This window comes from Nocardia sp. NPDC057440 (assembly GCF_042802915.1).
Taxonomy (GTDB): Bacteria; Actinomycetota; Actinomycetes; order Mycobacteriales; family Mycobacteriaceae; genus Nocardia.
In genome coordinates this window covers 235040-248711 of record NZ_JBHVDF010000008.1, presented here as the reverse complement: position 1 = coordinate 248711, position 13672 = coordinate 235040, and the positions used below count along the sequence as shown (strand labels likewise).

At 66.9% G+C, this 13672-nt stretch carries 11 protein-coding genes; 6 read left to right on the top strand and 5 right to left on the bottom strand.

Annotation, left to right across the window (positions count from 1 at the left end; genetic code table 11):
- Positions 1-286 precede the first annotated feature (286 nt).
- Positions 287-1237 (top strand): GlxA family transcriptional regulator, encoded by a 951-nt coding sequence (locus ACFU4Z_RS19090; protein ID WP_379064674.1) that lies wholly within the window; start codon positions 287-289, stop codon positions 1235-1237.
- Between the two features lie 9 nt (positions 1238-1246).
- Here the strand turns inward: ACFU4Z_RS19090 and ACFU4Z_RS19085 are convergent, their stop codons facing one another.
- Positions 1247-2125 carry an SDR family oxidoreductase gene (locus ACFU4Z_RS19085; RefSeq protein WP_379064671.1) on the bottom strand — a complete coding sequence of 293 codons (879 nt, stop codon included), beginning with the start codon at positions 2123-2125 and terminating at the stop codon, positions 1247-1249.
- Between the two features lie 402 nt (positions 2126-2527).
- Here ACFU4Z_RS19085 and ACFU4Z_RS19080 point away from each other — a divergent pair, with 402 nt between their 5' ends.
- Positions 2528-3913: a bifunctional lysylphosphatidylglycerol flippase/synthetase MprF gene (locus ACFU4Z_RS19080; RefSeq protein WP_379064669.1), complete on the top strand. Its 1386-nt coding sequence runs from the start codon at positions 2528-2530 to the stop codon at positions 3911-3913.
- Positions 3914-3926: 13 nt separating this feature from the next.
- Here ACFU4Z_RS19080 and ACFU4Z_RS19075 read toward each other — a convergent pair whose 3' ends face one another.
- A complete protein-coding gene (locus tag ACFU4Z_RS19075) occupies positions 3927-4361 on the bottom strand; it encodes a MarR family winged helix-turn-helix transcriptional regulator (RefSeq protein WP_379064667.1) in 435 nt (144 codons plus the stop codon).
- 104 nt (positions 4362-4465) lie between these two features.
- Here ACFU4Z_RS19075 and ACFU4Z_RS19070 point away from each other — a divergent pair, with 104 nt between their 5' ends.
- On the top strand, positions 4466-5341 hold the full coding sequence (locus tag ACFU4Z_RS19070; RefSeq protein ID WP_379064665.1) for an NAD(P)H-binding protein: 876 nt from the start codon (positions 4466-4468) through the stop codon (positions 5339-5341).
- 102 nt (positions 5342-5443) lie between these two features.
- On the opposite strand, the gene ACFU4Z_RS19065 is transcribed toward ACFU4Z_RS19070, so the two are convergent.
- Positions 5444-6091 carry a pentapeptide repeat-containing protein gene (locus ACFU4Z_RS19065; protein ID WP_379064663.1) on the bottom strand — a complete coding sequence of 216 codons (648 nt, stop codon included), beginning with the start codon at positions 6089-6091 and terminating at the stop codon, positions 5444-5446.
- A 175-nt stretch (positions 6092-6266) separates the two neighbouring features.
- The gene (locus ACFU4Z_RS19060; protein ID WP_379064661.1) at positions 6267-7526 is read right to left on the bottom strand and encodes a hypothetical protein; all 1260 of its coding nucleotides are present in this window, start codon (positions 7524-7526) and stop codon (positions 6267-6269) included.
- A 381-nt stretch (positions 7527-7907) separates the two neighbouring features.
- On the opposite strand from ACFU4Z_RS19060, the gene ACFU4Z_RS19055 reads away from it, so the two are divergent.
- Together ACFU4Z_RS19055 and ACFU4Z_RS19050 are read left to right on the top strand one after the other, a co-directional pair.
- Complete coding sequence (locus ACFU4Z_RS19055) at positions 7908-9740, top strand: AMP-dependent synthetase/ligase (RefSeq protein WP_379064659.1); 1833 nt, start codon at positions 7908-7910, stop codon at positions 9738-9740.
- A gap of 92 nt (positions 9741-9832) precedes the next feature.
- Entirely contained in the window at positions 9833-10690 is an 858-nt protein-coding gene (locus tag ACFU4Z_RS19050) for an SDR family oxidoreductase (protein WP_379064657.1), read from the top strand.
- On the opposite strand, the gene ACFU4Z_RS19045 is transcribed toward ACFU4Z_RS19050, so the two are convergent.
- A complete protein-coding gene (locus ACFU4Z_RS19045) occupies positions 10691-11191 on the bottom strand; it encodes a GtrA family protein (RefSeq protein ID WP_379064655.1) in 501 nt (166 codons plus the stop codon).
- Positions 11192-11304: 113 nt separating this feature from the next.
- Between ACFU4Z_RS19045 and ACFU4Z_RS19040 the strand changes: the two genes are divergently transcribed.
- Complete coding sequence (locus ACFU4Z_RS19040; protein WP_379064653.1) at positions 11305-13671, top strand: beta-ketoacyl synthase N-terminal-like domain-containing protein; 2367 nt, start codon at positions 11305-11307, stop codon at positions 13669-13671.
- The last annotated feature ends 1 nt before the right edge of the window (position 13672 follow it).

Genomic DNA, 13672 nt, shown 5'->3' with positions numbered 1-13672 from the left:
GACCGCGGCGGCCGCGCAGGCCATGTGCGTCTGCTGCGCCTCGGAGGAGGCGAACACGTCGACGAGGAAGAACGTCGCCGGTTCCGTCGCCGACCGGCCGGCCAACCACACCGTCGTCCCGTCCTCAGCTTCGATGGATGGAAGGGCGCGCGAGGATGTCGGCGAAGGCGTCGGCCTTGCCCGCGTCGGTACCGCAGGTGACGATCATTGCTGTGCGTGCTGTCATGACGGCGACGGTGTTGACAGCAATAGCTACGATTGCGACAAAGAAGCTACACTTTGCGACATGAGATTCGGTGTTGCCGCTATCGCCGATGGTTGGGACTCCGGACTGACCACCGTCCTCGACGTCTTGCGCACTGCGGAAGCCGGACGAGTACGCCTCGACCGTGACATCCCGGCCATCTCCGTGCACACGATCGCCGCAACACCAACCCCCGTCCCCACTCAGGGCGGGCTGCTCGTCCCGATCGACTTCACCTTCGACGACGCCAGGATGAACGAACTCGACCTTCTCGTCATCCCCGCCATCGGCGCCAACAGCCCACCCGGCGTCATCGATGCCCTGCTGCGCCCCGACATCCAAACACTGCGCAGCAGGCTGCGCGATTGGGTCGAGGAAGGCCGTCAACTCGCCGCCGCCTGCACCGGCACCCTGCTACTCGCCGAGGCCGGGATCCTCAATGGACGCCGCGCCACCACCAGCTGGTGGCTTGCCACCGAGTTCCAGAACCGCTATCCGCGGGTCGATCTCGACATGACCCGAATGGTCATCCAAGACGGCAACATCACCACTGCGGGCGCCGCGTTCGCCCACATCGACCTCGCGATCAACCTCGTGTCCCGGACCAGTCCGCAACTCGCCGATCTCACGGCCGCGACCCTGCTCATCGACCAACGTCCGGCCCGGAGCGTCGAATCCGCCCTCGGCTACCTCTCCACCGTCGATCGGCTCATCACCGACTTCGAAACCTGGATCCGGCTGCACCTGGCCGAACCGATGTCCATCGCCGACGCGGCCGCCGCCATCGGAACTACCCGTCGCACCCTCGAACGCCACATCCGCCAGCGGCTCGGCATCACCCCCAACACCCTCGTCCAGCGGATGCGCGCCGAACGCGCGCGCCACCTGCAACGCACCACCAACCTCCCCCTGACGAAAATCGCCCCCATGGTCGGCTACCAGAGCAGCACGGCGCTACGCAACGCACTCAACTCCACCGAAAACCAGGGCTGAGGTGCGCGTTCAGTTTTGCCGATGATGCCGGGCCACGCCGACTGCGGCTTCCTGGTCGAAGTAGCGGGTCATCGCCCAGTTCATGCCGCGCATGGCGAGGTTGTAGGAGGGCGGGAAGTACCGCTGCGCCCAGTGCCCGACGCGGATGTCGGGCGAGGTGTAGACCAGATACCGATTGCGCTCCACACCGCGCACGATGGACCGTGCGGCGGCTTCCGGGGTGACCGCATGGCGCATGAAAATCCCGATGGCGCGCTGCACGGTGGCGTCGGCGCGGTCGACACCGGCGATGTCCACACTGTCGACCATCGGCGTCGACATCGCACCCGGCACGGCGAGGCTGACACCGATGCCGTGGCGGCGCAGATCGAAACGCAGTACCTCCGAGACGCCGCGCAGGCCGAATTTGCCTGCGCTGTAGGGCGCATGCCACGGCAGGCCGAACAGTCCCGCGGCCGAGGACACATTCAGCAGGTGACCGCCGTTGCCCGCGTCGATCATGCGCGGCACGAACTCCTCGATCACGTGGATCGGGCCCATCAAATCGATATCGATCGTCCGACGCCATTGGGTGTGGGTGAGCCGGTCCACCGCGCCCCAGGTGGCGATCCCCGCCACATTCATCACGATGTCCACGCTGTCGACCACGGCATGGGCTTCGGCCGCGAGCGCGACCACCGCGTCGTAGTCGCTGACGTCGGCGGGAGCCGCGAGATGCACGGTGCCACCAGCGGACTGCACGTCGGCCGCGGTCCGCTGCAGACCCGCGTCGTCGATATCGGTCAGGATTACCGAGGCGCCCTTGGCGGTGACCGCCAGCGCGATGCTGCGGCCCAAGCCACTTGCGGCCCCGGTGATCAGGCAGCACTTGCCGCCGAACTTCGTCATGGACCAAGACGATAGGCGTAGATGAACAGCATTGTCTATAGATCGGCTCGTACTGTCTCGGACACGAGATCGCCACGGCGTCTCGGGGCTCGCCGCGTCATGACCGCGACTTCCGTCCACCGACGGCGTCCTCGGCCCAGGCCCAGTTCCGCGGACAGGGAGCGCATTCACCCTCGCTCGATCAGCCGGCCATAGCCATCGGGTGCGCAACCGCGCATGCTGGAGCAATAGCGCCGGAGGGTGTTAACAAAAATCGTTTCCATAGAGAAGAAATTTTCGGGATCGTTTCACATGTTCGACATACCGTGGTTTCGGTACAGGATCATCAGGAGGTCCATATGGGGAACCTGTTCGTGAATGTGCCGCGGACGCGCACTCACCTCGTCCGGATGGAGTGCCGGCGTGGCTGAGGAGCGGCAGACAGCGGCACGGAGCCTGACCACGCTTGCCGGGTACCGGCAAGCGACCTTCACCGCGACACCTGCCGTCCGCCCCATCCTGACCACCGCATTGCTACTGCTGAGCGTGGCGCTCGTGTACGAAGCGGGGCTGGCTGCCCGCGAGGGCGTCGATCACAGCTGGTTTGTCGCGGCGTCGATCGCCGGACTGTTCGTGGTTCGTGGCCTGCACCTGCGCAGGCCGATCACCTTGCCGCATCTGACGATCGCGGTGTTCGTGCTGGCGGCCGCCAATACCGCCTATCGCGCCTCCCACCCCGGATTCGGGTTCGTCTTCCTCGCCTCGACCGGCCTTATTCTGATGCTGCCGCAATCGAGCAGGCCACAGCCACAGCAGCTGTATCGGGTGGCGGAACTGGTCGGGCGGACCGAGCGCGATGCGCTCGCCGCATTCGCGCTGCATTCGTCGAAGAGCTACTTCTTCAACGCGAATTCCTCCGCCGCGATCGCCTATCGCACCCGCTTCGGCATCGCGGCGGTGGCGGGCGATCCGATCGGTGAGCGTGCCGCGTTCGGCGAATTGCTCTCGGAGTTCTCCGACTTCGCCGCCAACAACGGCTGGCGGATCGCGGTGCTCGGCGCCGGTCCCGAAATGGCGGGGATGTGGCGGCGGCGGGCCATCGAGCATCGTGGGCTGCGCGCGATCCCGGTCGGGCGCGATGTGGTGATCGAGGTGGACAGTTTCGCGATGGTGGGAAGGAAGTTCCGCAATCTGCGCCAAGCTGTGAGCCGCACCCACAACTTCGGCGTGACCACCGAGGTGGTCAGCGAAGCCACGCTGAGCGAGCCGCTGCGCGCCGAACTGCTCGACATCGTCGACGAATGGCAGCACGGCAGGCAGTCCCGCGGCTTCTCGATGATCCTCGATCATCTCCTGGACGGCCGAAACCCCGGCATGCTCGTGGTCATCGCCCGCGACGCGGACGGGCGGGTCGCAGGGTTCCAGCGCTACGGCGTGTCCGACCGCGGCCGCGAACTGAGCCTCGATGTCCCGTGGCGGCGCAAGGACGCCCCCAACGGCCTGGACGAACGGATGGTCCTCGACCTGGTCGACTACGCCCGCACCCAGGGCATTCAGCGAATCTCTTTGGCCTTCGCGCCTTTCCCCGAGTTGTTCGCCGACAAGGACCGCTCTCGCGGGGCCGCGCTGATCTATGCGTTCGTGCACCTGGGCGATCCACTGATTCGACTGGAATCGCTGTATCGGTTCCTGCGCAAGTTCCGCGCGCTGTCCGATCAGCGCTTCGCCCTCTTCCGGTGGCGCGAAGTCCTGCTGGCCGCGGCCGCATTGCTGACGCTGGAGTTCATTCCGCACCGCAAGGAGTATTGAGCGCCGGCGTCACTCACTCGGCCGAACCGCGCAGCAGATCGGTTGCGGCGCGGTGGATTTTCGCCAGCGCGCTCAGCAGATGCTCGCGTTCGGTCGCCGTGAGATCAGCGGTGATCGCTTCCTCCAGCGCTCGTCGTTCGGCCTCGACCGGCTCCCGCAGATCATGGCCCGCGTCGGTGAGCCGGAGGCGCACGAGGCGGTTGTCGTGATCGTCGCGCTGACGGACGAGCAGCCCGGCGTCGGCCATCCTGGTGGCCATTTTGACGACGGTGGGCGTCGTGACGTGCAATGCGGCGGCCAATTCGCCCGGCGTCTGCCCATCCCGCTCCCACAGCGCTGCCAGCAGGTGATTCTGCCCCAGGTGCAGTCCGTGCCGCCGCATGCCCGCGTCGGCCACCGCGCGCAGCGCCTTCGTCGTCTTGCTGTGCAGGTCCAAGAACTCGGGCATGGCGTCTCCATAGTCGGGCAGAACAGGTCGATTGACGGCTAGTCATTAACCGGCTAACGTTCCGTTCGAGCAGTCGATAGTCGGCTAATGAACTGGGAGCAGCAATGATACTGATAACCGGAAGTACCGGAAATGTGGGGCGAAAACTGATCCGAGAGCTCGATGGACGCGGCGCCGCATGCCGAATCCTGGTCCGCGATCCCACACGCGCCGCCGGGCTGCCCGATCGCATCCCCCGCGTCGTCGCCGATCTCGACGACCCCGCCACCCTCGCGAGCGCTTTCGACGGCGTCGACGCACTCTTTCTGCTCACTCCGGGCATCGGCACCGAGCAAACCGCGCACGCCATCGCGGCCGCAGTACGCGCAGGCATTCGCCACGTCGTGCACCTGTCCTCCATCAATGTGCTCGGCGATCCCATGCCCGCGATGGGACGTTGGCATCACGCGCGGGAGGAAATCGTCCGGGCCAGTGACATTCCTGCCACCATCCTGCGGCCGGGCGGCTTCATGACGAATGCGCTCGAGTGGGTGCACAGCATCCGCGACGAGGGTTTCGTCCTCGACCCCGTCGGTCCAGGCCGCTTCGCGCCGATCGACCCCGTCGATATCGCCGCGGTCGCAGCGCACGTCCTGACCGAAAACGGCCATGAGAATACGGAATACGTTCTTACCGGCGACGAGGCACTCACCGTCACCGAGCAAGTGCGGATTCTCACCGCGACGCTCGGCCGCACCATCGAGGTCCGTGCGGTCCACACACCCGAGGAAGCTGTTCGTTCCCGCTTTCCGCACGGCGCTCCCCCGGCGCTGGCCGCTGCCATCGCGGAAGGGTTTGCGCTGCTGCGCGCCGATACGACCGGGTTTCGCACCGACACGGTCGAGCGGCTGCTGGGTCGCCCGCCTCGGACCTTCGCCGAATGGTGTGCGGCGAATACTGCCGCGTTCCTCGGCGACGCTGTGGACGCCTCCCGTCGGTGACACACACGGGAGCGCGGCTGGTCTCCGATTGCCACCCATCGATAGCGGTAGAGCTGCCGAACGTTCGATAGTTCAGCCGCTGCCGTCGCAGGCGAACCGCGGTCAGCTGTCGGCGACGTTGATGCCGATCGCGCGGGCGAAATCGGGGGCAAGGTCCATCAGTTGGCGACTGCTGATGGTCGCGCCGCGCAACGCGTCGACGCCATCGGCGATGCCGATGCTCACGGCGTCGCGGAGGTCGAACTTCTTCAGGCGCGCGCGATTCAGTAGCAGTCCTTGCACCACCGTGCCGGGGAAGGTCACATTGGTCAGCTCGGCGTCGCCGAAATCGGTGTGCCGCACAACGCAGTCGACGAACGACACGTCGCGGAACTTGGCGCGGCGGAAGTTGACGGAGTCGAACTTACAGCCCTCGAACCGAACTCGTCGCAAGTTGGCCCCGCCGGCGTCCACACCGGACATCGCGCCCTCGATCAACTCCGCGTCCTGCCACGAGGTGTCGGCCAATTCCGTGCCGACCCAGCGCACATTGCGCACCCACACATCGGTGAATCGCGAGTACCGCATGCTGCCGCGATTGATCGAGAGCGAGGTGAACACCGTCTCGGAGAACCGCGCGTGGCCCGCCTCGACATCGTCGATGTCCGCGCCGCTCACCTGCACACAGTCATAGTCGCCCTCCTGCTCGAGTGGGCCTTCCAGCGGTTTCAGGTAGCTCGCGTAGGGCAGGTCTGCCAACTCGCGGGGCATCTCGCCCACCTCCCGGGTTCAGTCGTCGACGGCGATGTCTGTCTACCAGGCGGGGCCGACACACCCTCGATGCGCATGCGGGCGCGAGTTCGGCCGCACCCGGGCCATCGGCACGGGTGCGCATCATTCGATGGCGCATCCGAGCCGGTTCGTTACTCGCGCGGCGATACTCGCGTCACTGCGGGGACTCGATGGCGGTGTGCAGTGTCGTCATGAGCAACTCGATGCGATGCTGCTCCTGCGCGGCGGTCTGCGGCGGATGATGAATTTCGATGCTCAACCGGTCGTCGAAGGTGCTGATGATGCAGGTGTTGGCCGCAGGCCTGCGGCCGGTTCGGTCCGGCTTCGCGATGAAGATCGAGCGAAAGTCGTCGATACGCAAGTCCTGCTGCGCGGGCAGTTGGGGCACCCTGCCCCAGTTCGTCGCCATCACCATCCCGGGAATCCTGGGTGGTCCCGCCGCCGCAACATCGGGGATCTGCAGTGGCGTCTGCTGCACGAATCCCGAGTCCACGGCGGCCTGCAGGGCATCGCAGACGCCTCGGGCCAGACCGATCAGTGTTGTCCCCGCTTCTGCACCTGGCAGATAGTTCGTGAATCCCAGGACGTCGGTCCCGTCGGTCAGGCCGATCGGTGGGCTGACCCTGGTGCGTAGATCGACAGAGTACAAGTACAGGAGCTCGGTCAGCGGCAGTGCCCGAATCTCGGCCTCCATCAGCAGAATCGCCGCGGATACCAGCCCGTGCACCGTCACCTGTTCGCGGTGCCCGAGATCGACCAGCCGCGCGGTCGCCTCCTTGCTCAGACGGCATCGCGTCGTCTGGGGCATCGGGTATCCCGGGTCGATATGGTCCGGCGCGGGCACAACGGAAGGGGGTGGGGTGACCACGAGCAGCGGCGCCGGTGCGGCCGCCGCCGGATTCGGGAACTTCTGGATACCGCGGGCGGCCAGCAGTGTCTCCACCGACTCCGGATAGGGATGGATCTGCGCTTCGACTGGGCGGCCTTCGGTGGCAGCACCGTAGAACCCCCACAGGTCGCCCAGGATGGCAAGGGAGTGGTAGGCATCTGCCACGCTGTGATGGATCACCAGCGTGACGCTCGCGGAGTCGCCGTCGCGGACCACGCACAGCGCACCGACCGCTACGCTCTGATCGAACTTCGCGCCGGTGAGCAGCTGCTCCGGATCACCGTCGACCACCGAGATTTCCGGTGCCGCCCCCGACGCAGCCACCAGGACATGCCCGCCGGTCTCGGCGGCGTCGAGACGAGCGCCCAGAATGGGGTAGGCGCGAACAACGGCGTCGAAGGCCGTCGACAACGCAGCCAAGTCCAATCGACCGGACACTCGAACCGAGTACCCGACGAAGACCTCGCCGAAGGCGAACATCTGTTCGCTCGGCGCCAGCGGACGGATGACGCTTGCTGTGGACATGCAGTTCCCTTCAGATGTTGCCTATCGCCCCGGAGATCGAGCCGCCATCCACCTGTCCGAACCTGCGGTCGCCCCCGACGTCGCTACCCCGAATCCCCGGGTGCTGCCGAGTCTTTCAGGTCTCGGCGCTCGCCGTTGCCGCAATTCGCGCATCTCATCGGATGCTTCCGAGATTCCCCGATACGCGAAATAGGTTCGCACGTAAGCCACCTCATGACCCGCGGACCTGGCTACGATGAGTGAGCCGCGCCACTCTTGGCGCGCCGACTCGCGAGAAGCTGACAGAAGCACCGCTGCGTTCTGTCGATATCGGGTCTGGGACCGGACCCGTGCGGACGCCGCGAGATCCGGTTCATGCCAGAGAAATCGGGAAACAGGGATATGACGACAACACACATCGGATATGCGCACGAATCGGGCAAAACGGTCTACACCGTGCCCGAGGCGTTCCAGGAGACCCTGACGTTGCGGCCCGAGCAGGTCGCGCTGCGGACGGTCGGCGGCACCCAGGAGATCACGTGGCGTGAGTACGGCGAACGTGTGAAGTCGATTGCCGCGGGCCTGGCCCGGCTCGGCGTCGGGCCCGGCGACACCGTCGGCATCATGCTCACCAACCGCCCCGAGTTCAATCTGGTCGACACCGCCGCGCTGCATCTCGGCGCGACTCCGTTCTCGGTCTACAACACCAGTTCGTCCGACCAGATCGCGCACGTGTTCACCAACGCGGCCAACAAGGTCGTTGTGACAGAACAGGTTTTCCTCGGCGCGGTGACCGGCGCGGGCGTGGACCTCGCGCACACCATCGTGGTCGACGGTCCGGCCACCGGCGCCATCACGCTCGCGGAGGTCGAGGCCAACCCCCTCGACGACTTCGATTTCGATGCGGTGTGGCGCGCGGTCGCCGCCGACGATCTCGCCACCCTGATCTACACCTCGGGCACCACCGGCCCGTCCAAGGGCGTGGAGATCACCCACCTCAACGTGCTCGCCCAGATCATCGCGCTGGTCAATGGCCCGCTGCAGGTGGGCATGGACCACCGTACGGTGTCCTACCTGCCCGCCGCGCATGTGGCCGACCGCATCTCCGCACATGCCCTCAACCTGACCACCGGCATCCAGATCACCACCGTCACCGACCCGCGCGAGGTGGCCGCCGCGCTGCCCGACGCCCGCCCGACCACGTTCTTCGGCGTGCCACGGGTGTGGCAGAAGATCAAGACGGGCATCGAGAACAAGCTCGCCACCGAACCGAGCGCGGCCAAGAAGGCACTCGCCAACTGGGCCATCGGCACCGGAATCGCCGCTGCCCGAGCCGATCTCGCGGGTAAGGGTCGCGGCCCGATGCTGGCCGTGCAGCACAAGGTGGCCGAGACGCTGGTGTTGTCGAAGCTGCGGCACGCCCTCGGACTCGACGAGCTGAAGGTCGCGGCTTCCGGCGCCGCACCCGTGCCGCCGGAGACCCTCGAGTACTTCCTCGGCCTCGGCTTCGCCGTCACCGAGGTGTGGGGCATGTCCGAGACCACCGGCGTCGGCACCTACACCGAACTGGCCAAGCCGCGCCCCGGCTCGGTGGGTCGCACCGTCGACGGCATGGAACTGCGCTTGGACGCCGACGGTGAAGTCCTGGTGCGTGGCCCCATCGTCACCCGCGGCTATCGCAACATGCCCGACAAGACGGCCGAAGCGATCGATGCGGACGGCTGGCTGCACACCGGTGACGTCGGAACCATCGACCCCGACGGCTACCTCCGCATCGTCGACCGCAAGAAGGAACTCATCATCAACGAGGGGGGCAAGAACATCGCCCCGAGCAATATCGAGAACGCGATGAAGGCCGCCTCCTCGCTGATCGGTCAGGCTATCGCGATCGGCGACGCCAAGCCCTACATCACCGCGCTGATCGTCCTCGACCCCGATGTCGCCGCCCTGCGCGCCAAGGAGTTCGGCGCCACCGACGCCGACCTGGCCACACTCGCCACCCGCCAGGAGATCGTGGACGAAGTGCGCGCCGCGGTGCAGGCGGGCAACAGCAAGCTGTCGCGAGTGGAGCAGATCAAGCGCTTCACGATCCTCGGCGCGGTATGGGAACCGGGCGGCGACGAACTGACACCGAAGATGTCGCTCAAGCGCGCCCCGATCGCCGGCAAGTACGCGGACGGAATCACCGCTCTGTACTCGAAGGAGCCCTCGGACAAGGTAATCAGCGTCGAGTAGAAGACCACGCGCGTGCCGAGGGCGACCTCCCGTGCGGATGAAGGTCACCTTCGGCAGGCGGGGACGGGCACAGGAACGGGAGCACGACGACCATGACGAAACCGGGATCGAAATCGCTGGCGGGCAAGACCATGATCGTGACGGGCGGCAGCCGCGGCATCGGCCGGGCCATCGCACTGCGCGCCGCCGCCGACGGCGCGAACATCACGCTGCTCGCCAGAACCGATCAGCCGCACCCGAAGCTGCCCGGCACCATCCACACCGCGGCCGCCGAAATCGAAGCCGCAGGCGGCCGGGTCCTCCCGTTCGTCGGAGATGTCCGCGACGACGACACAGTGGCGGAGGTGGTGCAGGAGACCGTCGACCGGTTCGGTGGCGTCGACATCGTGGTGAACAACGCCTCGGCGATCGACCTGACCCCCACCGACTCCATGACGATGAAGAAGTACGACCAGATGCAAAGCGTGAACACTCGTGCCGCGTATCTGCTGTCCAAACTCGCCATACCGCACCTGCGGGCGTCGGCGGCCGCAGGGCGCGACCCGCACATCCTCACCCTCTCGCCACCGCTCAATCTCAACCCGGCATGGACGGGCTCGTCGTTGGCCTACCTGGTCTCCAAGTACGGGATGAGCCTGACGACACTCGGGCTCGCCGAGGAATTGCGTGAGGACGGCATCGCCGCCAACTCGCTGTGGCCGCGGACCACCGTCGCCACCGCGGCCGTGCGTAATCTCCTCGGCGGCGAGGCGGCGATCGCGAAGTCACGCACGCCCGAAATCTGTGCCGATGCGGCACATCTCGTGCTGTGCTCCCCAGCTGCCGACATGACCGGCAACCTGTTCCTCGACGACGAAGTGCTCACCGCGCACGGCGTCACCGACTTGGACCGGTACCGCGTCGTCCCAGGCGGCGGCCCGCTCGAACTCGATATCTTCGTGGACGCCTGACTATTCGGGTGCGCGTTCCACCTGATTCGGGAACACCACCCGCACGAAGGCCCAGAACCGGAACACCATCCCGAGCGCGGTACCGACTAGCTGCGCGGCCACGAAATCGGCGACGTTCTGGGTGAACCGGGAGACCTCGGGCGCCTCGAGGTGGAGTACATAGCGTGACACCCACAGCGGTGCGGTGTTGATCGCGATGGCCAGAAAGCTGACCGAATAGAACAGCGCTGCCTCGTGGTGCCCGCGCCGGCCGCCTCGTGCGGCGAACGACCACTGCTTGTTCAGGATGTAGGACAGCGTGACCGCCGCGAGCACCGCCAGCACCTTCGCGATGATCGGCTGTGTCTCGAGCACAGTGCTCTTGAGCGTCAGAAAAACGGCGGTGTCCAGCGTGAACGCGGCCACCCCCACGGAGGCGAAGCGAATCAGTTCACGACGTCGTGCCTCGCCCCCGAGCGCAGAGGTCACCCGGGCGAAAACGGGGCGATCGGAAAACAGCACAGGTAGAGTCTCGTCCGTATCTCTTTATCTCACAATAAGATCGGCGGATTTGTCGACAGGCGCATGTCCGCCGGACGTCTGGTCGGACGGAATCCCGGCAGTGGGTAGGCAACGTGAAACGGAAGAAGCCGCAGCGGCGCACCGACCTCGACAAGGCGACGGCCACACCGAGCGCACAGCCGATCGCCGTGGTCGGCATGAGCTGCCGATTCGCCGGCGGCGCGGATTCACCGGAAGCCCTGTGGCGCTTGCTGATCGGCGAGGTCGACGCGGTCGCGGACGCGCCGCCGGCAGGCCGGTGGCCGGCGGGGAACTACCACGACACCGAGCGCGACGCCCCCGGCACAACCGTCTCGATCGCCGGCGCCTACCTGCCCGATGTCGAGTTGTTCGATGCCGAGTTCTTCGGGATCACCCCGCGCGAGGCCGCCGATATGGACCCGCAGCAGCGGCTTGCCTTGGAATTGTCCTGGGAAGCGTTCGAGGACGCGGGAATTCGTCCCGACGCCGTCCCCGACACCGGCGTGTACTTCGCCAACAAGTTCAACGACTACCGGGCGGTGAAGTTGCGGCGCGGCCCCGCCGCGACAACACCCTTCACCAGCACCGGCGATGTGGAGGGCATCATCGCGAACCGGGTGTCGTATTTCCTCGATTTCGACGGGCCGAGCATGACGGTCAACGCCTCCTGTGCGGGTTCGCTGATCGCGGTTCACCTGGCCTGTCAGGCGCTGCGCGCTGGGGAAAGCGCGGTCGCGGTGGCAGGCGGTGTCCAGCTGAATCTCATTCCGGACACCGCGATCGGCCTGTCGAAGCTCGGTGTGCTCTCCCCGGGCGGCCGCTCCCGCGCCTTCGACGCCACCGCCGACGGTTATGTGCGCGGCGAAGGCGGCGCGGTGGTCGTGCTCAAACCGCTGTCGGCGGCATTGCGCGACGGCGACCGCATCTACTGCACCGTGCTCGGCAGCGCCACCAACAACAACGGCCACCACCATCGAGGGACGGCATCCGCCGGGGTGGGTGGACACAGCATGCCGGCCAGCAGCGCTGCCGGGCAGGAACACCTGCTGCGCCGCGCCTGTGCCCGCGCGGGCGTGGACCCGTCGACCGTCGACTATGTCGAAGCCCACGGCACCGGCACCGCTGTCGGCGACCGCGCCGAGCTGACCGCTCTGAGTGCCGTCTACGGTGCGGCCAGGCGAGGCGGCACCGCACTGACCGTCGGTTCGGTCAAGACGAACATCGGGCACACCGAGGCAGCCGCCGGAATGGCCGGACTGCTCAAGGTCGCGCTGGCGCTGCGGCACCGCCAGATCCCGCGCAGCCTGCATTTCGACCATGCCGCAGCGGATCTCGATCTCGCGGCGGCAGGCGTCCGGGTCGCGGACACCCTGCTGCCGTGGCCCGAACGGGAGGGACCGGTCCGCGCCGGGGTGAGTGCGTTCGGCTTCGGCGGCTCCAACGCGCACGTGATCGTAGAGGAAGTCCCGGCAGCGATCGCGGATGCGCCGCGGACGAGTGTGCGCGGGACTTCGAGCGATGCGGAGCTACGCTACCCAGAGCGTTTGATCGTGTTGTCCGCACGCACCGAACCCGCACTGCGCGAGCAGGTTCGCCGGCTCCGCGACCACCTGTCGAGCCACCCCGGCATCACGCTCGACGATCTCGCGCACACGCTGTGCCGCACGAGAAGGCCTTTCGCGCAGCGCCTTTCACTGGTGGCGACCACCACGGCAGAGGTGAACAGCTTTCTGAACGAGAAGCTCGGCGACACCGCACCGATCGGGTCGACCGAGACGGCCGGCGCATCCCAAGCCTCGGCTCTGGTGGTTGCCGCAGCCCTGCGACCGGGTACAGTGCCGCGCCACAGGCTGCTGCGGGCGGTCGGCGCGCTGTTCGAACGTGGTGTCGACCCGGATTGGTCCGCCGTCGCCCCACCGGGCCGTGTGGTGTCGTTGCCCACGTATCCATTTCAGCGACAACGCCATTGGGCCATCCCCGCGCAGACCGAACCGATGCGCGACGATCGATCCGAAAACACCGTGGTAGCGGGTAATTCGACGTATCCCGCGCGAAGCCACCGCCGCGGGCTCGCCGCGCTGAGCGACACGGTGGCGAAGGAACTGGCCGAGGTCGTCGGTGTCACGCCCGACCGCATCGGCCGCACCCGGAACTTCGATCAGCTCGGTGTCGGTTCGGTGCACGCTGTCGAACTCAGCTCCCGTCTCGCCGCCCGCCTCGGCATGACCGTCCCTGCGGCGCTCATCTGGGGCCATCCCACCGTCGAACTCCTCACCGCCGAACTGTCCAGCCGCCTCGAAGCGACGGATCACCCGGCGGCGCCACCGGCAACCGGCGCGCGTGAGCTCCCGGACAGCCTGGAGCCCGCGCTCCTCGCCCGGCCGCCGCGAACAGCGGCGGACGAGGAGGTTCTCTCCATACCCGAACTACTGGCGCTGGGCCGCGAACTGCTCGGCTGAT

What these genes read in the sequence shown, in the direction of transcription:
- ACFU4Z_RS19090 (WP_379064674.1), top strand. Translation starts at nt 287, where the DNA reads ATGAGATTCGGTGTTGCCGCTATCGCCGATGGTTGGGACTCCGGACTG.
- ACFU4Z_RS19085 (WP_379064671.1), bottom strand. Translation starts at nt 2,125, where the DNA reads ATGACGAAGTTCGGCGGCAAGTGCTGCCTGATCACCGGGGCCGCAAGT.
- ACFU4Z_RS19075 (WP_379064667.1), bottom strand. Translation starts at nt 4,361, where the DNA reads ATGCCCGAGTTCTTGGACCTGCACAGCAAGACGACGAAGGCGCTGCGC.
- ACFU4Z_RS19070 (WP_379064665.1), top strand. Translation starts at nt 4,466, where the DNA reads ATGATACTGATAACCGGAAGTACCGGAAATGTGGGGCGAAAACTGATC.
- ACFU4Z_RS19065 (WP_379064663.1), bottom strand. Translation starts at nt 6,091, where the DNA reads ATGCCCCGCGAGTTGGCAGACCTGCCCTACGCGAGCTACCTGAAACCG.
- ACFU4Z_RS19060 (WP_379064661.1), bottom strand. Translation starts at nt 7,526, where the DNA reads ATGTCCACAGCAAGCGTCATCCGTCCGCTGGCGCCGAGCGAACAGATG.
- ACFU4Z_RS19055 (WP_379064659.1), top strand. Translation starts at nt 7,908, where the DNA reads ATGACGACAACACACATCGGATATGCGCACGAATCGGGCAAAACGGTC.
- ACFU4Z_RS19050 (WP_379064657.1), top strand. Translation starts at nt 9,833, where the DNA reads ATGACGAAACCGGGATCGAAATCGCTGGCGGGCAAGACCATGATCGTG.